Annotated in this window: 20 protein-coding genes; 13 read left to right on the plus strand and 7 right to left on the minus strand. The window is 62.3% G+C overall.

The annotated features are described in order from the left end of the window. Positions 1–68 precede the first annotated feature (68 nt). Together GRAN_RS07415 and GRAN_RS07420 are read right to left on the minus strand one after the other, a co-directional pair. Positions 69–1,916 carry a hypothetical protein gene (locus GRAN_RS07415; RefSeq protein WP_128912285.1) on the minus strand — a complete coding sequence of 616 codons (1,848 nt, stop codon included), beginning with the start codon at positions 1,914–1,916 and terminating at the stop codon, positions 69–71. Positions 1,917–1,981: 65 nt separating this feature from the next. Then, positions 1,982–3,112 (minus strand): hypothetical protein, encoded by a 1,131-nt coding sequence (locus GRAN_RS07420; protein ID WP_128912286.1) that lies wholly within the window; start codon positions 3,110–3,112, stop codon positions 1,982–1,984. 167 nt (positions 3,113–3,279) lie between these two features. Here GRAN_RS07420 and GRAN_RS07425 point away from each other — a divergent pair, with 167 nt between their 5' ends. Genes GRAN_RS07425 through GRAN_RS07445 form a run of 5 tightly spaced genes read left to right on the plus strand, consistent with a single transcriptional unit; the run spans position 3,280 to position 7,543 of the window. Continuing rightward, on the plus strand, positions 3,280–3,891 hold the full coding sequence (locus GRAN_RS07425) for a hypothetical protein (RefSeq protein WP_241654394.1): 612 nt from the start codon (positions 3,280–3,282) through the stop codon (positions 3,889–3,891). Positions 3,892–3,937: 46 nt separating this feature from the next. Further along, positions 3,938–4,636: a hypothetical protein gene (locus tag GRAN_RS07430; RefSeq protein ID WP_128912287.1), complete on the plus strand. Its 699-nt coding sequence runs from the start codon at positions 3,938–3,940 to the stop codon at positions 4,634–4,636. A 47-nt stretch (positions 4,637–4,683) separates the two neighbouring features. Then, the gene (pyrR, locus tag GRAN_RS07435) at positions 4,684–5,289 is read left to right on the plus strand and encodes a bifunctional pyr operon transcriptional regulator/uracil phosphoribosyltransferase PyrR (protein WP_277751197.1); all 606 of its coding nucleotides are present in this window, start codon (positions 4,684–4,686) and stop codon (positions 5,287–5,289) included. Further along, positions 5,289–6,230, plus strand: a complete 942-nt coding sequence (locus tag GRAN_RS07440; protein ID WP_277751198.1) for an aspartate carbamoyltransferase catalytic subunit — start codon at positions 5,289–5,291, stop codon at positions 6,228–6,230. Before pyrR ends, GRAN_RS07440 begins: the two co-directional genes overlap by 1 nt. A gap of 17 nt (positions 6,231–6,247) precedes the next feature. Continuing rightward, positions 6,248–7,543 carry a dihydroorotase gene (locus GRAN_RS07445; RefSeq protein WP_128912289.1) on the plus strand — a complete coding sequence of 432 codons (1,296 nt, stop codon included), beginning with the start codon at positions 6,248–6,250 and terminating at the stop codon, positions 7,541–7,543. Here GRAN_RS07445 and GRAN_RS07450 read toward each other — a convergent pair. The 4 genes from GRAN_RS07450 to GRAN_RS07465 are packed head-to-tail and all read right to left on the minus strand — an operon-like array spanning position 7,540 to position 15,579. Next, the gene (locus GRAN_RS07450) at positions 7,540–7,974 is read right to left on the minus strand and encodes a GAF domain-containing protein (protein WP_206662717.1); all 435 of its coding nucleotides are present in this window, start codon (positions 7,972–7,974) and stop codon (positions 7,540–7,542) included. The two genes, GRAN_RS07445 and GRAN_RS07450, sit on opposite strands and share 4 nt — an antisense overlap. Beyond that, entirely contained in the window at positions 7,971–9,680 is a 1,710-nt protein-coding gene (locus GRAN_RS07455; protein WP_128912290.1) for a hypothetical protein, read from the minus strand. The genes GRAN_RS07450 and GRAN_RS07455 overlap by 4 nt, the downstream gene beginning before the upstream one ends. Beyond that, positions 9,677–11,683, minus strand: coding sequence for a hypothetical protein (locus GRAN_RS07460; RefSeq protein ID WP_128912291.1), 2,007 nt, complete (start codon positions 11,681–11,683; stop codon positions 9,677–9,679). Before GRAN_RS07460 ends, GRAN_RS07455 begins: the two co-directional genes overlap by 4 nt. Positions 11,684–11,727: 44 nt before the next feature. After that, entirely contained in the window at positions 11,728–15,579 is a 3,852-nt protein-coding gene (locus GRAN_RS07465; RefSeq protein ID WP_128912292.1) for a serine/threonine-protein kinase, read from the minus strand. Between the two features lie 91 nt (positions 15,580–15,670). Here GRAN_RS07465 and GRAN_RS07470 point away from each other — a divergent pair, with 91 nt between their 5' ends. The 3 genes from GRAN_RS07470 (at position 15,671) to GRAN_RS07480 (ending at position 21,003) form a co-directional block, all read left to right on the plus strand. Next, the gene (locus tag GRAN_RS07470) at positions 15,671–17,581 is read left to right on the plus strand and encodes a TonB-dependent receptor plug domain-containing protein (RefSeq protein WP_128912293.1); all 1,911 of its coding nucleotides are present in this window, start codon (positions 15,671–15,673) and stop codon (positions 17,579–17,581) included. Between the two features lie 63 nt (positions 17,582–17,644). Then, complete coding sequence (locus GRAN_RS07475; protein WP_128912294.1) at positions 17,645–20,167, plus strand: hypothetical protein; 2,523 nt, start codon at positions 17,645–17,647, stop codon at positions 20,165–20,167. 47 nt (positions 20,168–20,214) lie between these two features. After that, on the plus strand, positions 20,215–21,003 hold the full coding sequence (locus GRAN_RS07480) for a hypothetical protein (RefSeq protein ID WP_128912295.1): 789 nt from the start codon (positions 20,215–20,217) through the stop codon (positions 21,001–21,003). Between the two features lie 6 nt (positions 21,004–21,009). Here GRAN_RS07480 and GRAN_RS07485 read toward each other — a convergent pair whose 3' ends face one another. Further along, positions 21,010–21,912: an alpha/beta fold hydrolase gene (locus GRAN_RS07485; protein ID WP_128912296.1), complete on the minus strand. Its 903-nt coding sequence runs from the start codon at positions 21,910–21,912 to the stop codon at positions 21,010–21,012. Between the two features lie 143 nt (positions 21,913–22,055). Here GRAN_RS07485 and GRAN_RS07490 point away from each other — a divergent pair, with 143 nt between their 5' ends. The 5 genes from GRAN_RS07490 (at position 22,056) to GRAN_RS07510 (ending at position 26,713) form a co-directional block, all read left to right on the plus strand. Further along, a complete protein-coding gene (locus GRAN_RS07490) occupies positions 22,056–23,066 on the plus strand; it encodes an ABC transporter substrate-binding protein (protein ID WP_161570889.1) in 1,011 nt (336 codons plus the stop codon). A gap of 5 nt (positions 23,067–23,071) precedes the next feature. Then, positions 23,072–24,448: an amidohydrolase family protein gene (locus tag GRAN_RS07495; RefSeq protein WP_128913023.1), complete on the plus strand. Its 1,377-nt coding sequence runs from the start codon at positions 23,072–23,074 to the stop codon at positions 24,446–24,448. Positions 24,449–24,451: 3 nt separating this feature from the next. Beyond that, on the plus strand, positions 24,452–25,207 hold the full coding sequence (locus tag GRAN_RS07500; protein ID WP_128912298.1) for an ABC transporter ATP-binding protein: 756 nt from the start codon (positions 24,452–24,454) through the stop codon (positions 25,205–25,207). Between the two features lie 235 nt (positions 25,208–25,442). Then, a complete protein-coding gene (locus GRAN_RS07505) occupies positions 25,443–25,973 on the plus strand; it encodes an ABC transporter permease (protein ID WP_128912299.1) in 531 nt (176 codons plus the stop codon). After that, entirely contained in the window at positions 25,970–26,713 is a 744-nt protein-coding gene (locus GRAN_RS07510) for an ABC transporter permease (RefSeq protein ID WP_128912300.1), read from the plus strand. The genes GRAN_RS07505 and GRAN_RS07510 overlap by 4 nt, the downstream gene beginning before the upstream one ends. Position 26,714: the final 1 nt, after the last annotated feature.

Here is a 26,714-nt window from a genome sequence, read left to right on the forward strand (position 1 = left end):
CCAGGGAGAAGGCCGAAAAGGGCTGATTCCGCTGGTCAGCTACTGGGCCGTTGTATGGATAGAACGGTTTAGTGGTGCCGTACTTGCGGCGGAGCGTCGCCGATCGTGACCTCGACAGGCACGGAGGCGGCGCTCTCGCCGTTTGCGTTGTCGGTGGAGACTGTGTACTGCTGGGAGCCAAGCTCGGCGATGATGCCCGAGTAGATGGGGGTGGTGAGGCCACCGGCTAGCCTGAGGGTCTTGCCTTCTCGAATGCTTCGGACGGTGTAGGTGTGCGCTCCGGGAACGGGAAGCCACGTGAGCGCGACCGCGCCGCCCACTACGGTGGTCTTGAGGCCGGTGGGAGCGGCGGGCGGTAAGCCCGCTGGGAGCAGGCCGTACACGCAGAACTGGCCGGTGCCGATGTTCCTCGTGCCAAAGCTGGCGAGGTAGACCTTGCCGTTGGCGATGGTAGGCGGGGCCATCTTGGAGTACTCGCCGCAGTCATCGCGGGCGGGATTCTGGAGTGAGTTCCAGAGTTCGTGGGTGACGTCGTCGGCGTCGTAGGCGTGGAGGATGCCAGGGCGGGACTCGTGCCAGGAGTCCCCGGTGGCGTGAATGGCGGCCCAGAGGATGCCGTCGTGGCCGTTATTCGCGGAAAGCGAGAGCATGGCTCCGGGATGACCTTCGTTGACCTCGGGCCGCGTCATGACTGGAGTCTCGTCGATCTTGTTGCCGCCGACGTGGTAGACGCGGGCCTTATCGCGCTGGCCCCAGACATAGAGGAGTCCGCCGCGCTTTGCGCTCTCCCAGAAGACGAGGCTGTGGAGATGCGACGCCGTGGCCTGGAAGTGCTGGATGGCGTGCTCGTCGCCGAGATGGCCGAGACGATCGGCGTCGACGGCGTAGAGGACGCCCTCCTTTCCTCCCCCGGCGATCATGCGGGTCCCGGGAATGAGGGTCGGGCCGGAAGAGCCAAGGTCGGCGTCGATCTGGTCGAGCTTGACATGGTTGGTGGGAGTAAACCAGTCGAGGAGCTTCAAGTGCGCGTCGAGTTTAAGGAAGCTTTCGCTGAAGTTCTGGACGCCGTCCCAGTCTCCGTTCGCCGTGACGACGTAGATGTTTCCGGCGGCGTCGACGGCGGGAGCCTGGCCGGACTGCCAGATGGTCGCGCCCTGCCCTGTGGGTGAGGTGTTGAGCACGGCGGTCTGTTGCAGCGTGCGGGCGTCGTAGCCCAGGAGATAGCCGTGGTACGGCAGCTTGTCACAGTGCGAGGCGTAGCCGACGTAGATCATGCCATTCGCGAGCGTGAGAGCTGGACGCTGGCTCTGCTGGAGGGGGTCGAAGCCGGGAGCGGTGATGGTGGTTGGGCTTTCGGGCAGGTCGGCGCCGGTGGCGAGGTCGAGGGCGTGAAGGCGTTGCTGATATCCGCCTCCGGTGCGGGTGAGGGCCACTACGTAGAGGGCGTCGTGGGGTGCGCCATCGCGCTTGAGCCAGAGGACGGGCGCGCCAAGGATGCCCATCTTTCCATTGATGTCGAAGCAGCCGAAGTCGGCGTCGTGGAGGTTGGCGGGAGTTCCGAAGTTCACGTGCCAGACAGGTGCCGTGGCGGCGGGGTCGTTGGCGTCGAAGGCGTAGACGCTGTTGTTGACGGTGGTGAGGAAGACGAGGTCGTGAGTTCCGCCATCGATCGAGATATTTGTCGCAAGGAGAGGCTGGGCGTAGATCTGGTCGTCGAGGACGTGCTTGAAGAGGAGGCCGAAGTCCTTCTGGTTGACGTTCTTCAGGTTGAGAACGGTCTCGTGAAGGTTGGCGCCGGTGCGGCCGGGATCGTTGTGCTGGGTGAGGACGTCGACCTGGGCGAAGGCGGCGAGGGAGGACAGCAGGACGGCGACAGCGACGTACATCCAGGGTTGCCGGGTGCTTCGAATGCTCAATTGACGGCTCCAGTACAGCGCATGTGCGGCTTTGCCCGTTCGAACCCAGAGTACAGGGAAGGTTGCTATCTGCGGGGGGCAGTCGCGACGACGAGTTCGGTAGCGTCGGATGGAGTGGCCGGGTTGGCGATGGCATCGAAGAAGATGGCGGAGAGAGTTGTGGTGGAAGCGCAGGTCACGTCTCCGACACCAGGATGGGCGAAGACAAACTCGCGGAGCAGAAGGCCGTTGTAGGAGTTCATCTCGAAGAGCCGTCTTGCCGGGGTGGTGGATGCTCCGGGCGAGGCCTCCCGGGGTTGGGCGCGCAGAACGAGAGGGTATCCGGCACCGGAGACGAGGACATCGTGGAGGACGAAGCCGGGAGGCAGGGCGATGGGGATGGAACGATCTTCGCCCATAGCGCTGAGGACGCGGACGGAGCGGGCGGTGCCGGGGTATGTGAGGAGAACCTGCTGACCGTAGGGGACAAACGCGGCACGCTGGAGAGAACCGAGCGTTACGTGGTTGGGCGCGGCCTCGGCCTCCTTCGCAGAGCCGAAGGTGGTGTACGGGGCGGCGTGCTGATGCTCGTCGAAGTCGACAAAGCGGCGCACGGTGCCGTCTTCCTTGACGAGCGCGAGGAGTGGGAGGAGGTTGATCTCGTCCCAACCGAGGACAAGGAAGTCACCCGTACCGAAGAGAGCGACCTTGACGGGCTTGAACTTAAGGTCAAGGGTGAGGAGTTTGGGGCTGGTGCCGTCCGGGTCGGAGAGAGAGAGAAAGTAGCCAGTTTCTCGGACTGCACTGGGGTCGTTGTGGTCGTTACGCCGGATCCCTTCGAGAAGGGTTACGAGGGTGTGGTCCGCCGCGAAGAAGTCTCGGACGGAAAGGTTGATAAAGTCCAGGGGAAGCTCACGGCGGATAGGCAGTCCCTCGCCGCTTGAGGTGACGCGGTAGAGGTCGGGGATGGTGGTGGCATCCGGGCCTGGGATTTCATTGAGAAAGGTGGTGCCGTCTTCGGAGCAGTGGGCGATGAGGCGGGTGGCCGGGGTGGGAACGCCAAGGATGGGTTTCCGATCCGAGAAGTAAACGGCCTGCTGACGCCATGAGGTGTCCGCGTGAGGCTTTCGAGCGGTCGAGGCGGCGTGTGGAACCTGCGCACGGACGACAGAGGCGAGACAAAAGAGAGCGAGCGGCAGGACATTCGAGAGGGTCATCGTGCTCCGTGGAGAGGCGGTGGCATTGATAGGACGCGAATCCGAGGGAAAAGGCGCGGAGGGGGTTCCGGTGACGGCACGGAACTTATATCGTTATGGGGCGTATCTTCGGGGGATGTTGAGCCGTCGAGGACGGTCGGAGGTTTTTCATGGAGCGGATGATGAGCATGCGTTCTGGTGTGGTGGCTGCTGGACTGCTGGGTGCTCTGGTCCTGGCTGGGTGCAATGTGCGTTCGAAAAAAGAGGGGACCGGGGAGAACGTAAAGGTCGCCACGCCGTTCGGGGGGATGCAGGTAAAGACGGATGAGGCCGCGGTGTCGGATGGGCTTGGGCTCCCGGTGTACCCGGGCGCGACGGTGCTGAAGAAAAAAGATAATGGCAAGGACGACGATGCCGCCGACGTGAACATGAGCTTCGGCGCGTTCAAGATGCGCATCAAGGCGATGAGCTATCACAGTGACGATGCTCCGGAGAAGGTCGCGGAGTTCTACAAGCCAGCGCTGGCGAAGTATGGGGACGTGATCGAGTGTCAGCACAACAAGGCGGTTGGGACGCCGGTGAAGACCTCGCAAGGGCTGACCTGCGACAACAACAAGAGCAACCACATCACGGTGACTGAGGCGGGATCGGGTGAATTGGAGTACAAGACAGGGTCGCAGCAGCACCAGCACATCGTCGCGCTTGAAAAAGATGGAGGCGGGACGAAGATCGGGCTGGTGGCGCTGGATCTGCCGGGGCATCTGTCGTTTGGGGACGATTCGGACGGAGACAAGCAGTAGGGCGGCCCATACCTCGCGGGCAGTGGGGTGGTAGCCTCAAAGAGGTATGCGCGGATTGTGTCATCGATGCGGCGGGGATCTGGTGGGGAGTGCGGGTGAGTCGACGTTCTGCCCGCATTGCGGGGCTCCGCAGCTTCGGGTTCTTGAAGAGAACGTTGTCGTAGCAAGAATCGAAGCCTCCGATGGACGGGCCAGCACGGGTGCGCTGCCTCCTCCACATCCTGGGCGGGTTCGATGGGGGACCGTGACGGTCCTGGCGGCTGGGGTTTCAGCCGTGGCGGCGGTTTTGATGGTTGGAGTGATGTGGCTTCCGGTGGCGTTTCCGCTGGCATGGCTGTGGACGGTCTGCGGTGCGGTGGTGGTGCTGGCGATCTACCAGAGACGGCATCCGGAGACCCTGATCACTGCGGGTACCGGTGCCCGGGTGGGGCTGGTGTATGGGCTGATGGCGGTGACGTCGCTTGCGGCGGTGATTGCAATTGGCGGCCTGGTGGCTCGCTTTGGGCTGCATGCGATGGGGTCGATCGACCTCTGGCTGACGAATGCGATGCAGCAGGCGGTCGTCCAGCAGAAAGACAGCGGCGTGCAGATCACCGAGGAGCAGTTGAAGATGTTTTACTCGGCCGAGATGCGGGCTGGGATGGCGCTGTTTCTGCTCGCGGTTTCGGGGACATTTCTTGTGGGATTTTCGGCGCTTGGCGGGGCCATTGGCGGAATGCTGCGGATGCGGCGTACCCGAGCGTGATGGAGCCTGAGGGCTTCTTCAACTGATATGATCTGGGGCAATTCGATATGACAGATGACACGGTAAAGACGAAGGCTGGTGAGGAAAGCGCGGCGAAGCCCAAGCCGAAGCTGCGCGAGAAGGGCCGGTTGATGTCGGCCTCGGAGATCGAGCGCACGCTGGTGAGGCTGGCGCATGAGATCGTCGAGCGGAACAATGGCGGCCAGAATCTCGGACTCGTCGGGATCAAGCGACGCGGCGTTCCGCTGGCGGAGCGGCTGGCGAAGCTGATCAGCAAGATTGAGAAGCATCCGATCGATACCGGCGTGCTGGATATCAGCTTCTATCGCGACGACCTATCGACGCGGGATGTGCGGCCGGTGGTGACGCCGGGAGCGATCGGGTTCGATGTGAACGGGCGGGACATCGTCCTGATGGATGACGTGCTGTATACCGGGCGGACGATCCGCGCGGCGCTCGATGCGCTGTTCGCGCATGGACGTCCGAAGAGCGTGCAGTTGCTTGTGCTGATCGACCGCGGGCACCGCGAGCTGCCGATCCAGGCGACGTTCGTGGGGCGCCTGATCCCGACGTCGTGGCGCGAGATCATCGAAGTGAAGCTGAACGAGATCGACGGGCAGGAAGAAGTTCTGCTTGTCGAACTGGCCGACTAGTGCGGTACGCTCCGGGTTCACTGCTGACGGTGGACGGGTTGCCCGCCATGGAGGTGGCGTCGATTCTGGCGCTGACCGACCGGTTGGAGACGATGGACCCGAAGGCCAAGTCAACCTTGCTTTCCGGGCGTCGTGTGGCGCTGCTGTTTTACGAATCGAGCACGCGGACGCGAACGTCGTTCGAGCTGGCGGCGAAGTCGCTGGGCGCGACGACGACGCTGGTGAGCGATAAGAGCTCTTCGATCGAAAAAGGCGAGAGCCTCAAGGACACCGGGCTGACGCTGCGGGCGCTGGGGGCGGAGTGCATCATCCTGCGGCACAATGCGGGCGGGGCTCCGATGCTTCTGGCGCGGATGACCGGACTTCCGGTGCTGAATGCGGGAGATGGGATGCATCAGCACCCGTCGCAGGCGCTGTTGGACCTGCGGACGATGATTCGGCGGCTTGGTGTCGCGACGAGGGGTGGGCCGGGCGAATGGCTGCGCGGGCGGACGGTCGTGATTACCGGGGACATCCGGCACAGCCGCGTGGCGCGGTCGAACGCTATGCTCCTGCCTCGGCTTGGGGCGAAGGTCATTCTGTGCGGCCCGGAGGCCCTGCTGCCGGAGGAGGCGCGATGCCTCGATGTCGAGATCTCGCGGGACTTCGACCAGGCGCTCGACGGCGCGGATGTGGCAATGATGCTGCGGATTCAGCGGGAGAGGCTTGAGGGGTTGGAGATCGATCTGAACGAGTACAGTGCGCGCTACCAGATGAATGCAGACCGACTGGCGCAGGGCAAACCGGGCCTTGTGGTGATGCATCCGGGGCCGATGATTCGCGGACTCGAGATTACGGGTGACGTGGCCGATGGACCGTCGTCGGCGATTGAAGAGCAGGTGGCGCATGGGCTTGCCGTCAGGGCTGCGCTGCTTGTGCGGGCGTTGGGGGTGTCGGCTTGAGTTCTTTGGGGCAAGACATGCTTATCAAGGGTGGGACGGTCGTCGATCCGGCGAGTGGGGTGGATGGGCTCTTCGACGTGCTGGTGCGGGATGGGCGAGTTGCGGCGGTCGAAGGTCCGGGGGTGCTGGACCGGGTTGAGGTTAGCGAGACGTTCGATGCGACCGGAATGACGGTGGCTCCGGGATTTGTGGATGTCCACGTTCATCTGCGGGAACCGGGGCAGACGTATAAAGAGACGATTGCAACCGGGACTGCGGCGGCGGCGGCGGGTGGGTTTACGACCGTGGTCGCGATGCCTAACACGGTTCCGGTGAACGATTCGACGGCTTCACTTGCGTGGATGCTCGACCCGGAGCGGGGGGCTAAGGTTCATCTATATGCCATGCCGGCAGTGACACTCGGCAGCATGGGTGAGCACCTCACGGACTTCGAGTCGCTGGCGCGGGCCGGGGCGGTTGGATTTACCGATGATGGCAAGCCGGTGCTCGAGGATCACGTGATGCAGGCGGCGCTGTTGTGCGCAGGGCGGCTTGGGTTGCCGATCTCGCAGCATGCGGAAGATACGCGGCTCACCGGCGGATGTAGCATGAACGCGGGGACGGTGGCGTTCAAGCTTGGTCTGCGCGGGATGACGGTTGAGGCGGAGAGCCGGATCGTCGAGCGGGATATCCGGCTGGTGCGGGAGATTGCGAAGGTCGATGGCGTGCGGGCGCACCTGCATGTGCAGCATGTGTCGACGGCGAAGGCGCTTGAGGCGATCCGGCGGGCCAAGGAAGATGGGCTGCATGTAACGTGCGAGGCGGCTCCGCATCACTTCACGCTGACGGATGAGGCGGTCGGAGACTTCGATACGCACGCCAAGATGAATCCTCCGCTGCGCGCCGAGAACGATCGGCAGGCGGTGATCGCCGGGCTTCTGGACGGCACGGTTGATTGCATTGCGACGGATCACGCTCCGCATGCGGCGCATGAAAAGGAAGTGGAGTTTGAACGGGCTCCGAACGGGATTACCGGGCTGGAGACGGCGCTTGGGCTTGCGTTGAAGGTGCTTGGACGAGAGCATGGGATGCCGGTGCGGCGCGTCCTGGAGTTGATGAGCCAGAATCCGGCGGCGATCGTCAACCTGGCCGGGCGCGGGACGCTTGGTGTGGGTGCGGTGGCCGACGTTGTTGTGTTCGATGCAGGACGCGAGTGGACATTCGACGGGTCGAAGGCGCTGTCGAAGTCGCGCAATACGCCGTTTGATGAGGTTGCCATGATCGGGCGTGTGGTGGGTACGATTTGCGCGGGGCGGGTGGTTTACCGGGGTTAGTGAAAGGATCCGGCTTTCGTGGTGAGATCAGCGATGATCTCTGGGGTGAAGTCGCGATCATCCGCGTAGGCGATGCCCACTACGGCGATGACATTTTCGGCGGAATCGAAGACAGGCAGGGCGATGGCGGCTTTGGCGTCGACCGCCTTCGCTCCAGGGCGGACGGTGGCTGAGGGATCATCCTTGAGATTGCAGGTGAAGACTGGAGTCTTGGTGACGAGGGCCTGTCCGGCCATGCCCTTGCCGTCGGGAACCCAGGCGACGATTTCACAGACTTTCGGCGGGATGTTGTGCGAGGCAGTGAGACGGAGACCGCCTTCTTCGCGGCGATGGACCGTTCCGGCGACTGCGCCTGCTTCACGAATGTAGTCAATGAGCCAGGGTTGATCGATCTGCGTGGCGGCTGCGGTCTCCTGCGTTTGCATGGTCATCTCTGGTTTCCTTGGATTGGCTTCTTTACGCTCTTCGGAGGAAGCTTGGTCAGGCCGATGGGAGCCGTGGCGCATGGGTTTGGCGGGGTGTAGACCGGTGGCCCGGAGTTTGGCGCTGCGGGCTGTACGGCGGCGGTGTTGTGAGGGTAGACGCCGGAGGCTTCCGTCGCGGTGGACGCAGGAACGAGGTTTGGCCACGGGCCCTTGCTGAGATAGACGCTGTAGAGAGTATTCGTCGCGATGGTGCCGTGGCTCGGGTAGCAGGGCAGCGGGAAGGTGGCCTCGATGCCTCCGTAGATATAGCCGATGAGTTCCTTCTCGCCGTCGGTGAAGGTCGAGAGATTGACGACGGAGTTTTCGGTTCCCTGGAAGTGCGAGGCGACGGAGAGGTTCGGGATGAAGTCGACCGATGCGCCGTGAAGGAGACCGCCCGGGATGGGGTCCTGGGAGACAACCTCCTGGTACTGGCCGGAGGAGTTCTCGAGCAGCGTAGCGACGTCCTCGATGAAGGGCATGCCGTCGTTGCGGCCTTGGGCGGTGACCATCTTGTAGACGGTGGCCTGGTCGGCGGTCTGGTTAAGGAAGAAGTGGCCGATGCCGCCGAAGAAGGTGTGGTAAATGCTCGACCCATCCCACACGGAGATGATGGGCGACTCGTAGAAGCCGAAGTGCTGGGAGAGGTTGTGGTCAGAGTTGACGGCGATACTGACGCCGTTGCCGGTGATGTAAACCGGAAAGTCATAGGCGGCGATCTTGCCCGGCGGGAAGACACCACCGAAGACGGAGTAGCGTTCGAGTCCGGTGGTGGGATCGACGTCGTATCCGGAGGCGAAGTCGCGGCGGTTCCACGGCATGGTGGAGTCGGAGGATGTGATGGGGTCGTAGGTCTTGATGGAGAAGGCTGGCGGATTGGCCGTGCCGGTGGTGCTGATGACGAAGGGTAAGACCTGGTTCGTGTAGGTCTGGGTGAAGGATCCGAACGGGTTGTAGTTGCCCTCGAAGTCCTGCCCGAAGGCGAGGAACTCGAGCCCGGCGGCGGTGTGGGAGAGGGAGCCGCCCGTGACCTTGAGAGCATTGTTGGTGACGAGGTTGACGGGGTTGGTGATGATGCCTGCAACGGCAGCCTGGCGCTGGGCGGCAGTGTACGTGGTGTTGGTGGCTGCCGCGGCTACCTGCGAGACGGGGATGCGGATGATCGTCGGGAAGGTGGTGTACTGGCCGGTCGCATGAATGACCCCATAGCCTCCGACGATGTACCAGGCGTTCGATTCGGGATGGTACTCGCACTGCTGGTTCGTGGCGGTCAGAGGATCGGCGAAGGAGGCGCTGAGCTGAGAGAGATCTGCGACCTGGACAGAGGTTCCGGCGACGGGATTGACGGACCAGAGCATGGTATTTGGCCCGGCGAAGTTACCGCTGGGATTGAACTGGTGAAGGCCCTGGAGGCGTCCGCCGAGGATGAGCCACTGGGTGGGGGAGACGTTTGCAAGGCAGTACGAGTGCAGGGCTGGAAGCGTGCTTGGCTGCGGCGCAGCGACGAAAGTGAGGGTGTAAGGGATGGTGGGCGTGGTCTGGACGGGCGGCGTGGTTTGAGCGGTCGCTGGCGTTGTGGCCATCAGGGAGAAGGCCAGGAACAACGGCAACACCAAACGCAGATTCCCTTCGGGAACGACAACCGAAGAGGCGACGGGCCGGAGGTATCTCATGCGTTGGCTCCTTTCCTGGTTGGCGTCGCGGTTGGGTGCGGCGCACCTTCTCCCGGCGGTGGCGGCGTGGGCTGGGTCTCCTGCTGGAGGTTGTAGCAGTAGTAGAGGACCGTGAGCAGGCGGTTCGGCGAGAGGTCGCGCATGATGGGCATCAGGCGCGGGTCGTCGATCGTACGGGTCATGTAGTAGGGGATGGTTCCGCTTGCGATAACGCCACCGCTGGGGAGCGTGTACGTGGCAGGACCGGGCATGTTGGCATAGGAGACGAACCACGGCGGGTTCGTCGAGAAGATCTGGAAGGTCTGCTGATCGCTGAGGTCCATGCGGGCGTGCATGGAGGGGAAGAGCTTGACGTAAACCTTCATGAGCCGCTGGATCTCGGCCCAATCCGGCTTGGTGTTGATTTGATAGCTCGACCAGACGACGGCGGACATCATCTGCTCCTGCGGCGGGCAGCCGCTCTCGAGGTTCGGTGGTGGCGGCGGTGTGCCCTTCTGCCAGAGGCAGATGAAGTAGAGCTGCGACTCCAACTCCGGAGTGCGTGAGCCGGGGTCCCAGATGGCGGAGAGCTCGAGGCAAAACTGGCCTGAATGAGTTCCCGGGCAGAGAACCGCTTCGAGGCAGCCATCGGAGGAGAGGCTGTTGCCTTTATAGCCGCCGGACCATGGGACGGTGGCGGCGGAGTTATTCGGGAAACAGGGAAAGACGTGATGCTCGATCTGCGAAGCGTCCGTTACGGGCTGTCCCCACTGGGTGACGTAGAAGAAGCCAGGCTGAGAGCCGGGGTTGGGCTGATCGCTGGCAAGCTGGAAGTTGCGGTCGTCGCACGCGATCCAGAAACCAGTGGCGCTCTCCTGCCAGAGGACAGGCTGCTTATTGAAGGTGCTGAGGCCGTTGATGCCAGGGAGCGACGAGGCGAGAAAGAAAGGCGCCGACGCGGCTGCGGCCGCCTGTTCGGCGGTGAGAGGCAGGCGGACGATGCCGCCAGAGAGGCTGTAGAGGATGTCGTTCGTCTGGAACGGAGTACCGACGACACCCGTCGAGCCGTCCCCGATATAGACGGAGAGGTTTCCGAGATTGAGCGGCCCCTGGCCGGGGGCGGAGGTCATCAACGCGTTCGAGAGATCGATAGCGACGGTGTTGTTCTTGACCTCAAAAGGCGCACCGTAGAGCGAGGGCTGATCCCATGCGTCGCCGGGTCCGGCACTCCGTCCGGCGAGCCAGCGGCCGGCTAGGCAATGGGAGGGATCGGTCGCGAGTTGCGGGCCGACTGTGGCGAGGACGCGGCCGATACGAAAGTCCGATGCATGCCAGGGGACGTTCTGGTAGCCGTCGAGCGTCATGCGGATGGAGAGAAGGAGGTTGCCCGAGGTGTCCTGCGTGGTGGCGGCTCGGAGCTGGTCCAGGATGGGCGAACCGGAGGCGGCGGGCCAGGTGTCAGCGGGAATGCGAACGACGGACTGGTAGACGCCGCATGCGTTGGAATCCCCTCCAAAGCTTCCCCAGCCGTAACTGTCCCATCCGGCCCAGCCGCGCGTGGGAAGAACGCGATCGAAGCGGATGCTGTTCAGTGTACAGGGATCCATGGCCCCAGTAAGGACCGTGCCGCCTACCGTGAGCTTGAGAACGAAGCCGTAGATGTTCGAAACGCCCTGTTGGTAAACATCAAGGTCGACCATCTTGGCGGGGGAGAAGGGCGGCGTCTGGCCATTCGTCGCGCCCGGGGTGTCGGTGGAATTGACCGGCGCGCCGATGAGCGGATCGGTGAGGCTTGGGTTGCCGTTCTGGTCGAAGGCGCAGGTGACGACTGGCGGCGTAAAGGCGCGGTTCGGCTTCGAGGCGAGGATGTCCTGAAAAGAGAAGAAGTGGGAGCCGCCGGGATCCTGCCAGGGGGATGGATTGGTGCAGGATTCGTCGTAGTGCGAGGGGTCGTTGTCCATGGTGGATGGATCGGTGTAGAAGCTGCCGACCAACGAAAAGCTCGGGAAATCCATGTAACTCACGCGAAGGCGCTCCTTGGGTAGCTCACTAGGGTTAGCTCGCTGGCTTAGTTCGCTGAAACTGGGGGCCCGGTCTTTGTTTGCTGCAGGGTCGCGGCGTATCCGGTTGCGCCCCAGTGCGTGTAGTGACGGATTGCTTCGCCGAGAAGATGCTGTCGAAGGCCGGCTTCCGAGGCGATCGATGCAGCCCGCTGACAGGCGAGGGCCGCAATGTGTGGATGATCATAGCGCAGGGCCGTGCGGGCCGCATCCCCAAAGCGGTCGAGTGCCTGCTGACTTCGATTCGCAGTGGCCAGCCATTCGGCTTCGATCAGCCTCGCCTTGGAGGCGAAGTTCGCGGGGGAGTTGCGAGCCCAGAGCTTGAAGCGCCTGACGGTGCGCCGGGCACGCAGCAGGGTAAGGATGCGCGCGGGTGGAGAGCGGCGTCGGGACAGGGCGAGTTCGGTAAGGGTGAGGTAGAGATAGTGCTCCGTGCCGTGGAGCATGCCACGGGAGTCACCGATGTAGGCCGCGGATCCTTTGCCGGATATCTTCGCTGCTTCGTAGTTGCCGAGGAGATAGTGCGTTTGGAGATTCAGCAGATGTGCGTAATGCGCGAGGTGGCGGGAGCCGAAGTCGGCTTCCTGCTTTGAGGCAGGTACAGAGGCGGCATTCGGGTCCTGTAAGAGGGCGATCGCTCTGCGGACGGCGAGAACTGAACTGAGTGGTTCTTTGAGTTGGAAACGAGTAAGGAGATCGACGTCCTCGGCTGTATTCTGCGCGATGATGTTGAGCGGCGCTCCGCGCATGAACTGGCTGATGGCAGTGGCGGCACAGGCACAGCCTACGTGGAAGAGATCTCCTGTGCCGAGGCCAGCGGTACGGGCTGTACGCCAGAGAGCTTCAGCCTCTGTCGCAGGTTCGCGCCAGGAAGTACCGAAGTAGCCGACGACGAAGCTGACCTCGGGACGCTTGCGGGTGGCGTCATAACGATCGATGAGCTGCAAAGCGACCTTGCCGTAGCGGTGGCCTGTCTTGTAACGGCCAAGAATGCCTCCGAAGAAGATCGTGCCGACGGCCATGAAGCCGATGGCGGTATCCCGTGTGCTCCCCAAAAGAACGTACTGATTCACCATCTTGACCATGATGGCGATGCAGAGCTCCGGACGGACCTGGTAGGCCGCTTTGCCGATCGAGGCAAGGATGGTCATGCGCGCAATGTGTTCCGGGTCCGTGGCCACGGGGAGGTCGGGGATGGATTCGATTTCGATCTTGCGGAGAAGTAGCCAGTTCTTGAAAAGATCGACCGCGAAGCTGGGGGGATGGAATTTCGCCGGGATCTTGAGATGAAGCTCCGCGAGGGCAGCGCGGCCGGTGGCGTACGCCTCGGGAAATCGGGCGAGGTCTGTGTAGAGGTGGACGAGACGCTCGGAGATGCGGGTACGGGAGACGACGTCCGGAACAAGTTTGCGGGCTTTCACATAGAAGGCTTCCGCGCGCGCAAAGGCGAGCGCCTTGGCGGACTCCTGCGCGGCGAGCTCGTAGAAGTGTCCGGCTTTGGCGGGCTGCTCCCCGGACTCGTAATGCACGGCAAGTGTGTCGGAGGTCGCTTCGCCGGATGCCTCGAGCGTGACGGCGAGGCTGGCGTGACGATCGCGACGGAGGACGTGGGTGAGGTGGGCGAGGACCGTCTCGCGGATGCGATCGTGATAGGTCTCGACTTCGTCGAGGAGGCTGAGACCACTGCTGCGAACCAGGTGATGCATGCGCAGCGACGTGAGGATGGAAAGCGGGAGATCTTCCAGGCCGCTCGCCTCGTGCGCGTAGCGGAGGCGGATGGGCTGGCCGGAGACAGCGATCGTTTCAAGGAGATCGAGTTCGGCTTGAGGAAGCGCGACAATGCGGCTCCAGAGAATCTCGTCGAGGCCCGAGGTTCCTGAGCTGCCTCCAGACTGCGGCAGAGTACGGCCGGTTCGAATGTGGTGAGCAAGCTCTTTGAGAAAGTAGGGGTTACCGTCGGCCTGCCGGATGATCTCCTGCATCTCTTCGACCGACGCCTCATTCTCGCGCTCGCGTAGCATGGCGCCGACGAGCTCCATCGACTCTTCCGCACTCAACGGCTCGACAGGAATATCCCGGAGTGTGAGCGCGGCAGCTCTTCGTTCGAGACCGGCGAGGGCTTTGAGAGACGGACTTGTAGCCGCATACTCATCCCGATAGGTGACAAGAAGAAGGACGCGTAAGCCGGGGCGTGCAAGGGCGACCGAGAGCATCTCCACCCCGTCGACATCGCCCCACTGCAGGTCGTCGATCCAGAGCACGAGGGGATGCCTTCGATCAAGGCGCTCGAAGAGGTCGCCAAGAGCCTGGAAGGCGTCACGACGAAGCTCTGTGAGGGCGAGAGAGCCCTCGGAACGATCGGCGCACTCCGCGATATAACGCACCCGGCGGAAGACCGGAAAGACCTTGGTGAGCGGAAGGCACTCGATTGGCGAGAGAGCTTCCTGGTCTTTTGCGTCGGCCCCCGCGAGCCACAGGGCGATCTCGTCTGCGATCCCGTCGACGGATTTATAGGGCACGGACTCCTGTTCGTAGCACCGCCCGCGAAAGACGAGCACAGGCTGCTCGGCGGCGAGGCGCTCTAGAAAGTTTTCCGTGAGCGTGCTCTTGCCGGAGCCGGATCGTCCATGCAGGTGGACGACTGTAGGGGCCATGCGACTGCTGTCGAAGCCTGCGCGAAGAGCCTGCATGTACTGCTCGCGGCCGACGAACTCCGGTTCGTCGTCGATCCCGATGGCCTGAGCCTGCGCGGGGCCCGTGGTTGCGCCGAGAGCCTGGAGTATCTCGCGACCTTCGGGGCGGCGGCTGGAGTCGCGCTGCAAAAGCCCCATGCATACGGCGCTCAGCGAGGGCGGAACTCCGGAGACGATACTCGTGACCTCCGGGGCTTCCGTTAGCTGTTTGGCCCGGAGAATCCTGATCGGTTCGCCTTGAAACGGCAGACCGCCCGTAAGAGCCTCGAAGAGCATGACGCCGACGGCGTACCAGTCGCTAGCCTCGGTCAGTGGCGCGCCCGCGGCCTGCTCTGGAGACATGTAAGGGATCGTGCCGGAGATGCCGTGATCCGAGCTTGAAGAGCTGGACCCGGGCTGACGCACCTGGTTCCCTGCCCTATCCGGTTTGAGCCTGGTCTCTGGCTTGGCGGCGCGGGTCGAGGCCAGGCCAAAGTCGAGGATGACGACCGTCCCGTCGCCGCGCACCATGACGTTCCCGGGCTTAAGATCGCGATGCAGCTTACGCTGGGCGTGCAGGGCCTGAACTCCGATGGCGAGTTGCCGGAAGCCGTGCAGGATCTGCTGGATTTTCTCGAAGGAGATGGTGCGAAGAGCATAACCAGTGGGAGTTTCAGAAAATGTGATGAGACTGGTTGCTTTTTCAGCGAAAGGAAGATGAGCGACGGTCGCATCTTCGTCCGGGAGCGCAACGGTCGCCTGAGTCAAGCCTGGCATCGCGGACAAAGAGCGGGTTGCGTCGCTGTCCTGTGAGGGCAAGGCGGTCGTGTGGTCCAGCGTAGGGAGTGTTCCGGCCGCCTCCGAACTCTCCCTCTGCGAGAGGGTGACATCCTGCATGAAGTTCGAAGCTCCCTGAAGGAACTCCATGGTGAAAAACCAGTCGTCCTCATGGCAGAGCAGCTCGTACATCGAGATCAGGTTTGGATGGGCGATCTCGCTGAGGGAGCGAAACTCCTGCTTGAGCCGGAGGATCGTCTCGGAGTCGCTGCGATGCAGCATCTTGAGCGCGATGGTCTCACGCCGCTCCGTGTCCCAGGCCTCGAAGACGACGCCCATCCCCCCGCGTCCAAGCTCGCGGCGCAGTTCGAATCGTTGATTGCCGGTGAACGCCATCGCGGAGAAAGCCACCAGGTCTGAGGGGTGTAGAACATACCAAGCATACCCTGCGGGTCAAGCGAGCGAGAGCGGCTAGACTGGGCTGGCACCACGACAATTCCAAATGAAAACTCCTCATCCACGCTCGGCTCCGCTTCTGTATTGTCTTGCGGCCTGCGCGCTGCGCATGGCGCCCGGACAGAGCGTTGCGCCGCGTGCAGAGAGCATCACCGTCATCGCGGAACCGGTGCCAGCCGACACGCTTGCGGGGACGCACACAATCCTCGATCGCGAGGAGATTGTGCGGAGCGGGGCGAGGGATGCGGCGGAGTTGCTGCGCTTCGTAGCCGTGGTGCATCTCTCGCAGGCAGGATCGAAGGGTTCTTTAAGCAGCGTGAGCATACGGGCGGCAAAACCGAACTTCACACTTGTATTGATCGATGGCGTGCCGGCGAATGATATCGGCGACCTGCTTGGTGGCGCGTTCAACTTCGCAACGCTATCTGCGGACGAGATAGAACGCGTCGATATTCTGCGAGGGCCGTTGTCCTCGATCTACGGCTCGGAGGCGGTGGGCGGAGTGATCAGCATCGTGCTGCGAAGGCCTGCTGACGGACCAGTGATGAGACTGTCGACTGAAGGTGGAGAGTTCGGGTACGGCTCAGCGAGTGGCGGGCTGAGCAGGACATGGAAGAGGCTTGGGCTCAGCGGGGATGGCGGCTTCTCGCGCATGGGGCAGCAGGTACTCGATGACGGGTTCGCATCGGGTGACGCTTCGTTGAAGGCTGACGTGAGTCTTGGCGGCAGCAAGCACGTGCAGAGCTTTATGCGGTGGAACCGGCTCGCTTCGACGAGCTTTCCCGTCAGTAGCGGCGGACCGGCGTTTGCGATCTCTCGGGCAATCGAACACGATAGGGCGGATCAGATAGTCAGCGGGACAAATTATCAGCAGCAGGTTGGGACGCGTTGGTTCTACACGGCGGGTGGAGACGTCTTCTCGCGTGTGGCCGTGAACGATACGCCGGCGATTTTCGATAGGCTTCCTCCCGGCCCCTCGTACGTGCCATCGACGGCGAGCGCCACGCGATTCATGCGATGGCGGGTGTTGACGGTTCAACAGGTCCATCCAGCCCGGTGGCTTTCGCTGTATGCCGTGACGGCATTTCGGCAGGAGAACGGGACAAGCGTGGGTAACCTGGCGGGATATCTTCCTGCGTCCTACGCGCTCTCGCGGCCAACGTTTTCGTTCTCGGGAAATGGGACGGTGACGAAAGGCAAGCTGGCGGTCACCGGCGGGTTCGGGCTCGAAAAGAGCAACACGTATCACACCGTGATCTCGCCACGTGTTGGTGGAAGCTATGCGCTTGCGAAGACACGGCTGAGGGCGAGTTGGGGCAAGGGGTTCAAGCTGCCCTCGTTCTACGCGCTTGGCAGCCCGCTTGTGGGGAATCCGAAGCTCGTGCCGGAGTTCGGCACCGGATTCGACGCTGGCGTGGAACGGGAGTTTGCGCCGGCTGCGACGAAGGTTTCGCTCACCTATTTCGATAATCGGTATCGAGATCTTGTCGACTTCGACCCCACCGTCTTTCGCCTGGTGAATGACAGCCATGGCTATGGCCGAGGACTGGAACTGGAGGCGAGCGCGGCAGTGCGGCGAGTCAGAATTGGCGGAGAGGTTTCCTATCTCGATGCAGGCCTGAAGGAAACCGCGAACCGGCTGCGGGATGTGCCGCGATGGAGCGAGCAGATTCGCATGTCCTTACCCGTGACGCGCGCGATGGGCCTCGACATTGCCACCGTATGGGTTGGAAGGAGATACGACTACCAGGTGCCTGTTCCGCAGTACAGCACTGTCGGCGCTTACTCGATCACGAACGCGAAGCTGCGATGGAACCTGCGCGAGGGGCTCGAAGGGACGATACGGGTGGAGAACCCCTTCGATCGGAAGTATCAAGAGTTCGTGGGCTTCCCAAGCCCTGGTATCTACGCGAGTGCGGGTCTGACCTATACGAGGCCGCGGAAGGCGACGCCGTAGACACTGAGGCGTTGACCTCTCGGAACGGCAACCCGCGCAATTCGATTATGGTAGCGTGTCTGGGTGCCGATCTTCCGCAAGACCGCGGTCGTCCAGTTTGTGCTGCCGAGCACGAAGGACGAGGAGAAGATGCCGCTTACGCTTGAGCGCGAGTATGGCGTCTTTTTGTCGATCGATGGATGCCAGTTCTCCGCATCGACGTTTCGCTCGCCCGTGAACGATGAACGGTGGCGCGATTTCGTCAACCGAATGAAACGCTGTAATGAAGAGCGGAAAGGATACGAGAGTGCGGTGGTCATCCGCGCCGTCGGGCGCGACTTGTTCCAAACGCTTGCTGGCCTGAGCCCCGTGCTGCAAGAGTTTCTTTCGGAGCCGTCAACTTCCCGAAGGCTCGTCATCCAGACGACACGGCCGGAACTTCATCTTCTGCCATGGGGAGCGCTCTATGACCTTTCAGGAAAGTTCCTCGCCGCGCGCGACCTATCAGTCGTTCAGTCGTGGGGTAAGTTTTCGAAGATACCAGTGGCGCTCGGAGCAACGTTGAACCTGGTCTCGGACGTCGACGCGAATACAACCAGCGCGACGCTCAAGTCGCTGAAGAATCTGCCCGAAGAGATTACGCGGATCGCACGGGGCGCGCCGGACATCCTGCATATCGAAAAGCACGGGAACCCCGAGTTGAACCAGATCGGCGGAGTCAGCGCGACGACCAACGCCCGCCGCTATGCGAAGGCTCGAATCGCGCTTCTGTGGAGTTGCTATTCGGGCTCGGCAGACTCGTGGGGGCAATCGCCCGCGCTCTCGCTGCATCGCCAAGGCGTTCCGCTCGTTCTCTCGTTCCAGGCGCCGCTCAACGTCGTTGACGCGAAATCAATTTCAAGGGACTTCTACTCCGATGTCTTTGGTCCGGCGGCAAGCCGCGACCCGGAGACCGCCCTGGTCCGCATCCGCGCGGCGAAGTTCGAGCAGGAGTTCGACTGCGCCAACTGGGCCTCGATGGTCGTTTACATGACGGGGGCACTGGACCTCAGTGCGATGGCGCTGAACGGTCCACAGGTCCCGCAAGCCACGTGGTTTTCACCGGCTGTTCCGCTTGCCGAACCTGCGGTGAGTGTACGGGCAAGAAAGGGATGGAAGCAACTAGCCAGAGCGATCGAGCGCCTTCCGCCGGGCTCCATCACAGGCATGGAGATACCGGATGCGCTGCAAGATGAGGACTGGAGTCAGCTTCCTGTCTCCATCGTCGAGAACTGGCGGGGAAACAAGATCCGGCTGGATGGCGGAAACGATCCTTTGTCCGGCGATGCCATCGCCGAGCTAAACCTGCCCGTGCAGGACGCGCCGAAGACCGACGCCGCGGACCGGCTCGTCTGGTTCTTCCAGAAGATAGCTTCCTTCGGGGCGCCTTTGATCGTCTGGACGGATGCGTCGCCGTGGCATTCCGAGTTTCTGAAGACGATCTCCCCGAACCCCGCCCTGACCTTTCTGCTGATCTACGGCAAGCCAAAGCCGCTCACGGTGCCTGAGTTCGTCGATCTCAACAAGCTGGACGAGGCGCAGAAGCTCTACGAGGACATCGTTGGATCAGATGGAACTGGGGAATGCGACGACGAGGTCCGCTCGGCGGCGTACTTCGCCTATGCGCGCTGTAATAGGCAGGCGAAGGCTGCGGCTTGTGTGCTCGCGCTCAAGAGCTCATCTGAACGTGCTCTGCTGACGGGGAACTACGTGAGCCGTTGGGGTGGCATCCCGGAAGAGATCGCGCCGAGCGTCCCCACGACAGGGACGGCTGCTGTTGCGACGAAGGGACCCAGGATAACGGATGCGAAGCGCCGCGAAGATGACTGCTATCGCGAGACGGTTCACCTGGCCGAAACCGATAATATGCCGCGCGACTCCGGCAGGGCTCGTCACGAACTCGGTTACTTCATGCAGACTCGGCACCGGGTACGCTCCGCTGAGACCTTTTACCGTGCCTCTCTGCTCGACTTCGAACGAAGCCCGTTGCCCCGCGACATCCGCTGGCACTCGGCGCTCGCAAACCTGCTGCGGGACTGGGCCGATCTGCTTGCCGACAAGCCGGACCATCTCGATGAGGCGCTGAAGCTTCTGCGACGTGCGCTTGCCATCCATGCATTTCACGGGCGACGGCTCCAGATTGCCTATTCTCTTACGACGCAGGCTAGGATTCACCAGACTGCGGGACGTCCGACCGAAGCGGTCGAGGGGGCCCTCGATGCGGCAAATCTCTTTGAGGAGTGCAGGAACTGGGGTGGCTGGGTGGAGGCAATCCGCATTCTGCTGGATGGACTGGCTGAGAAGCGTGAGACAGGACGGATGCTTGGCGTGGTCGACCTTACACTGGCTAAGCTGGCGAAGGTTCCGGGTGAGCAGATATCCGATCGCAGGCGGGACGGCTTTGTGAGAGCTCTTACATTCGAGAACGCGAGGGCTCACTGGATTCACGGAGATATGCCGGAGACGAGAAAGGCTCTGGAAGACGTGTTCGATAAAGCTCCCCGGGACTTTGACGAGAGCGCCCTCGGCCAGGCGGCGGCCCGCCTTAAGCGCTTCGTCACGCTCTGATGCGATCCATTTGAGGTTTCGCGGAGTACAGTGAAGCGAGGCTTGGGATGCACGCTTCCGTGAGGAATGACATAGGACCAAAGGCCCCGGAGAGCTTTGCTGAGGACGTACGACGCGCAGGCGAGCGGCGGCAATTCGGGCTGCTTGGACTGCTCGGCGTTGAAGCGCGAAGCTATGGCTGGATGGCCGATGGGCTTCGCCTGGTCGCGGAGAGCCTCGATGGGTTGTCGGACGCAAAGCGCTTCGGCTGGGATCACGCGATCCTTTTTACCGGCCACATGATCGACGCCCCGGATCGGAAGCACCCGAGGTTTCCTGCGTCTTGCGAAGGTCGAGCGCGCGAAGCCATGGCTAAGACGCTGCGGGAGCTAAAGCGTGTGCATACAGTGCGAACAGTGGGCATCGCAGGCGGTGCGAGCGGGGGCGATCTTCTGTTTCACGAAGAATGCGCTTCGCTTGGGATAGAAACGTTGCTGCGCCTCACGCTACCGCAAGAAAAGTTCATTGAGACATCCGTCGCGCCTGCAGGTGAAGCCTGGGTGAAGCGCTTTCATGCGCTCGTCGAACGGCTCGGCAAGAGCAATGTCGAGGTGCTTGGAGACAGTCTCGAGTTGCCCGCATGGATGGGCGAGCGTATGGACTACGACGTCTGGCAGCGAACCAACCTGTGGCTCATGCAGGAAGCAATCGCCAGGGCGCCGGCGCGATCGCTCCTCGCCCTGTGGGATGGCGAGGCCGGAGATGGTCCGGGCGGGACACAACACCTTGTTGAAGCAGCGCTCAGGTATGGGACCGTGGTGGCGCCCATTATTCGTACTCAAGACTTGATCGACTAGGAGCAGTTACTCGAGAAACGGCACGACGGCATCGAGAAACGCCGCCGGCTTTTCGGTCGAGGGAACGTGCCCGCACTCCGGCACGACGACGAGTTTCGCGCCCGGAATCTTCGCGGCGAAGTCCTTGCCATCGTCGAGCGGAACAACCATGTCGTTGCCGCCCCAGACCACGAGCGTCGGGATCGTGATCGACGCGAGCTTATCGCTCACAATCTCTTCCGCAAGCTTTGGATTGCCACGGAGAGAGCGCTGCGTAAACCCATCGTTCGCCTTGAGCTTGATGGCGAAGTTCTGACGAATGAAGTCTTCAGTCACACGAGACTTGTCGTAGAAGATGATACCAACGCCCGCGGCGTCCTTGAGGGTTCCCGCGATCGGGATGGATGGTCCATCGCCGAGCGTCCTATGTCCGGCCGCATCTTCGAGGATCAACCGTTCCGGCTTCGGCAGCGGGTACCTGCCGGTGTTCTCCGGAGCAAGCGCCTGAATGGCGTACGACGACGCGACCCATCCACCGAGCGACTCGCCCGCGAGCGTGAAGTGGTCGACATGCAGCGTGCGGAGGAACTCGCCGAGGAAATCGACGTAGGTCTGGATGCTGTAGTCGATGAACGGCTTATCCGACGATCCGAAGCCGATCTGGTCGAGCGCGATCACGCGATGGTGCTTGGCCGCGAGCGGCATGATCACCTGGCCCCAGTCGAACATGGCCTGGCTGCCGAAGCCATGTACGAGCACGATCGTGGGGCCGACGCCGGTGTCGTAGTAGACGATCTTCTGCCCGAAGACCAGCACTGCCTTGGTCATCGGAAGTGTGCCGGTCTTGACCAGAAGAGGCTCCGGCGCCGTCTGGGCCTTGAGACCAAGGCCGCCGCATGCAAGGAGAAGAGCAAGGCTGAGGCGGCGCATCGAAGGATCTCCAGGGGCTAGGCAGAATGACGGAGGTGGGAATCGCCAGGGGCTGTTATTTTCATAACAGCACAACCGCACCCCTTAGTAAACCTGTCGTCCGATCGGCTGAAATGCTGGCCTGTCCGTGGAGGATCGTCTCGTTGAATCGCCGGCGCTTTGTGCATCTCGGGGCGATGGCCGGTATGAGCGGCGCATTGGGCTGCCGGCGCACTCGTGGCGTAGGCCTGGTGTGGGCCCTGGGTTGGCTACCGGATGTCGAGTATGGCAACCTGTGGGTCGCGATGGAGCGCGGCTACCTGCGTGACGAAGGCGTCCGCATGTCATACGAGCCGGGCGGCCCGAACGCGCCGCAGCCCGTGGTCGTGGTCGCGGCTCAACAGGCGAACATGGGCGACGCCGAGTGGCTGCCTTTCCTCGATGCAGTCCTTCAAGGCAATGACTTCGTCGTGGTCGCCGCGCAGTTTCCTATCCTGCCTACGGGACTGATCACGCTGCCCAGGCGGCCAATGCTCAAGCCGGCAGACCTCGTCGGCGGCCGCTTCCTCGTGCAGGGCCCAAGCGAGCGCAACGAACTGGACGCGACCTTTCGGCTCAACAAGCTCCCGCTCGACTACAAACTTGTGCCGGTCGGCTTTTCTCCTGAGGCTCTCCTGCAGGGCGAGGGAGATGCCTACTTCTGCTATGTCACCAATCAGCCCACAATGCTTGAGAACATGGGCCTGAAGCAGGGGAAGGATTTCTTCGTCACGAAGGTCTACGATCTCGGCTACAGGGTGCCATCATCTCTTTTGTTCATGGATCGTGAGATGGTAACGAAGCATCGTGGCCAGGTTGTCGGATTTCTGAAAGCAATCCTGCGCGCGCAGGCTGACAACGCCAGGGACGCGTCGTATGCCGCGAGGCTTGCCGTCGAAAAATATGGCGGGGACCTGGGCCTCCACCTCAAGCAGCAGGTCACGTTGAACCGTTTGCAGGTGCCTCTGGAGCTTGAAACGGGAACGAATATTCCGTTCTGGTTCAGCGATCAGAGCATCCGGAACATGTACGCCATTGCGAAGATCACGGGCAGGGAAAACCTTCCGCCACCGGAGCGGCTTATCGATCGAAGTATGTTGGAAGAGGCATACCGTGCAGTCGGAGGGAAAGCTTGAGTGAAGTGCGGCAGAAGCAGGAAGTGAGCTTACTCGTCACGGGAGCAGACGTTGTCTGCTTCGACGACCATGAAACGCTGGTCCGTGAGGGCGCCATCGCGATCGACGGCGACTCAATCGTATGGATCGGCGCGGCGCGGGAGGCGGCGGATAAGTTCGCGGCAAAGGATACGATCCGCGCCACAGGCATGATCGCGATGCCCGGCTTCATCGACTGCCACGTCCACACGGCCCAGCAGTTCCTGCACGGCAAGCTGCCCTCCGTGCAGCGTAAGGGCGAGTTGCGCAGTCCCATGTGGCAGCGCTATCTCATCCCCTTCGAGAGCGGGCTGGAGCCCGAGGATGTGTACTGCAGCGGCCTTGCTGCTTACTCCGCGATGATCAGTTCCGGTACAACCTGCTTTCTCGAAGCGGGCGGCCCATTCCCGGAGGAGATGGGCCGGGCCGCCGATGAGATCGGCATTCGCGGACGCATCGCCATGTCGACGATGGACACGACCGACGATCTGCCTTCTCACTCGCGCATGGACACGGCAGTTGCGCTGCGACGAAGCGAAGACCTCGTTCACTCCTGGAAGCACCATCAGCGCGTGAATGCATGGCTGTCGCTGCGCCAGTTGATGGTGAATACCGAGGCTCTTCGTCTCGGCATGCACGAGCTATCGCACGCGCTCGATACGCCAATCCACACGCACCTCGCGGAGGGAACATACGAGGTCGACTTCGCCATTCGTCAATGGAATATGCGGTCGGCGGAGTATATGGAGAAGATCGGATGCCTCGATCATTATGTGCACGGCGCACACTCCGTTCTTCTGAGCCTGAATGAACTTGATCTCTATGCCGAGCGCGATGTCTCGGCTTGTCATTGCGCCCTGAATAACTACACCATGGGAAGACCAAGGCTGTTGGAGATGATGCGGCGCAACATCCGCGTGGGTCTCGGCACGGACGGTGCGGCTACTCGCGCAAGCCTCGATATGTTCCAGGTAATGCATGGCGCGGTGCTTGGGCAGCAGGCTGTTAACGGCACGCCGTATCACGTCGATCCACCCATTACTCACGAGCAGATGTTGAAGCAGGCGTTTCGTGGCGGTTCCCGCGCGGCGCGACTGGAGCGCTCGATCGGAAGCCTCGAGGCTGGCAAGAAAGCCGACGTAGTGCTTGTTCCCACCGATGACTACGACCAATATCCGAACTATGATCCGGTCATCACGCTTGCCGAGAGCACCGTGGGACGCGATGTCCGCACGGTCATCATCGACGGGCGTGTCGTCATGCAGGACCGCAGACTCCTGACCATCGACCTCGGACCCATGCGCGAGCGCGTTGCGCGGCAGTACAAGACCATCATGTCGCGGTTCGACCGCGCGATCGGATAGCGCGTGGCCACGATTGCCCTCGAGGGCGTGAGCAAAGAGTTCCGGATCAGCCGCGACCGTCGTGTGCTTGCCCTGGAAGCCATGGACCTGCGCATCGCCGAGGGAGAGTTTGTCGCGCTGCTTGGGCCATCGGGATGCGGCAAGAGCACGATCCTTCACCTCGTTGCGGGCCTTGATGAGCCATCGACGGGCCGCGTGCTCGTTGACGGCGTGCCACCCCGTGAACTCCAGGCAAAGCAGGAACTCGGTATCGCCTTCCAGGAGCATGCTCTCCTGCCCTGGCGTACCGTAGAAGGAAATCTGGAGTTACCCTTCCAGATCGCCGGACGCCGGCCTGATCGCGAGCATATCGCGGGTCTCATCGATCTCGTCGGCCTCAAGGGATTTGAGAGTGCGCGTCCGAGTCAGCTTTCCGGCGGCATGCGGCAGCGTGCTTCGATCGCACGCGCTCTCTGCCTGAATCCGAAGCTCCTCCTGCTGGACGAGCCGTTTGGCGCTCTCGACGCGGTCACCCGCCGCTCCATGAACCTCGAACTCCAGCGCATCTGGCAACAGAAGCGCATCACGACAATCCTCGTAACCCACACCGTCGAGGAGGCTATCTTTCTTGCTGACCGGGTGCTCGTCATGAGCGGTCGTCCGGGACGCGTCGTACGCGAAGTGGAGGTCCCATTCGCCCGTCCACGCGTCGTGGAGACGATGCGACAGGAGGCCTTCCACCGTATGGTTGACGATCTAACCCAGAGCCTGGAGCCGTGATGGACGACACGACATCAAGTCGCGAAGACATCCGACGCATACTCTACCAGGTGAGCGGCTTCGTGCTTCTTCTGCTGATCTGGCAGGCTGCCGGAAAGATGGGCGTGGCGGGCAAGACGCTTCCCGCGCTGACTGATGTCCTCGCAGTCTATGGAGCGAACGGACGTCGTGCGCTCCTTCTTCGCGCAACACTCGCCACAGCCTCTTCGGCTGGCATCGGACTCCTCGCGGGCACATGTCTCGGAATCGTAGCGGCTTTGGTGACATATCTTACCCCCGCGCTGAGACCCGGCCTCGACCGTCTCGCAGTTGTAGTGAATGCCGTTCCCGCAATCGCGCTTGGTCCGGTCCTCATCATCACGGCGGGCAGGCAAGCAACACCGGCTCTGCTCGCGGCAATCCCTGTCTTCTTCCTCATCTATGTCGCCGCGACCACCGGCCTCGCTCCGCCGACCGACGCCTCGTTGAGTTCTTTCGCGCGAGCGGGGCGGGCAGGTGGAAGCGTCTCCTCTATCTCGACGCAGTCTCTGCCCTGCCCGCGCTTCTCAGTGGAATGAAGCTCGCGGTCACGACGGCGATGATCGGAGCCGTTGTCGGAGAGTGGTTCGGTGCGCCCACCGGCCTCGGCATCGTCATCCTTAACACGATGCAGAACTTCCAGATACCGTTGATGTGGGCCGCTGTTCTGGTCGTTGCGGCGATCTCGCTCACCGGATACGGAGTCATCGGCCTCGTGGAGCAAGTCGTCGACCGGAGGCGCTCGTGATCGGCCGTCTCTTCAGGAAGTCGTGGGCTGTACTCCTGCTTCTCGCACTCTGGCAGGCATGGGTGATGACGACGAACTACAACAGGATCGTTGTAGTCTCGCCATTCTCCGTGCTGCAGGATATAGCGCTGCACGCGCCCGTCTATCTCGGCCCGGCGCTGTGGACGCTCGGCTTTGCTGTTGGCGGTCTCGCGCTCGGCATGATCGCGGGCGTAGCCCTTGCGGTCGTGTGCTGGACATCGAAGCTGCTCACCGGTCTTCTGCAACCCGCCGCGCTTCTGCTTACCGCGACCCCGATCGTCTGCCTCATCCCGCTGCTCGCGAGGATCTTCGGCTACGAGAGCAGAACGGAACTCCTCACGGTGATGATCATGACCTTCTTCCCGAGCTTCGTCTATGCGGGCTCCGGACTGAATCGTCTTCCGCGCCGGTCGCTCGAGTTCTTTCACACGCTGCAGGCATCACGCTTGAAGCGACTCACGCTGCTGGCTTTACCTGCCGCTATACCGGAGCTCGCCGTCGCCCTTCGCGTCGGCTCGGCCTACAGCATTCTCGTAACGGTCGTGGCCGAGTTCCTGATGCAGACAGGCGGCCTTGGCGCGATGTTCGCGGTCACGATGCAGATGTTTAATCTGCATCGTGCCATGGGTGCAAGCGTGATTGCGATGGTTCTTTCAACGGCTCTCTACGAAGCAAGCACCGCGCTCGAAGCAAAGGTCAAGATGCGCTTTGCCGAGTAGC

This window comes from Granulicella sibirica (genome assembly GCF_004115155.1).
GTDB classification, from domain to species: domain Bacteria; phylum Acidobacteriota; class Terriglobia; order Terriglobales; family Acidobacteriaceae; genus Edaphobacter; species Edaphobacter sibiricus.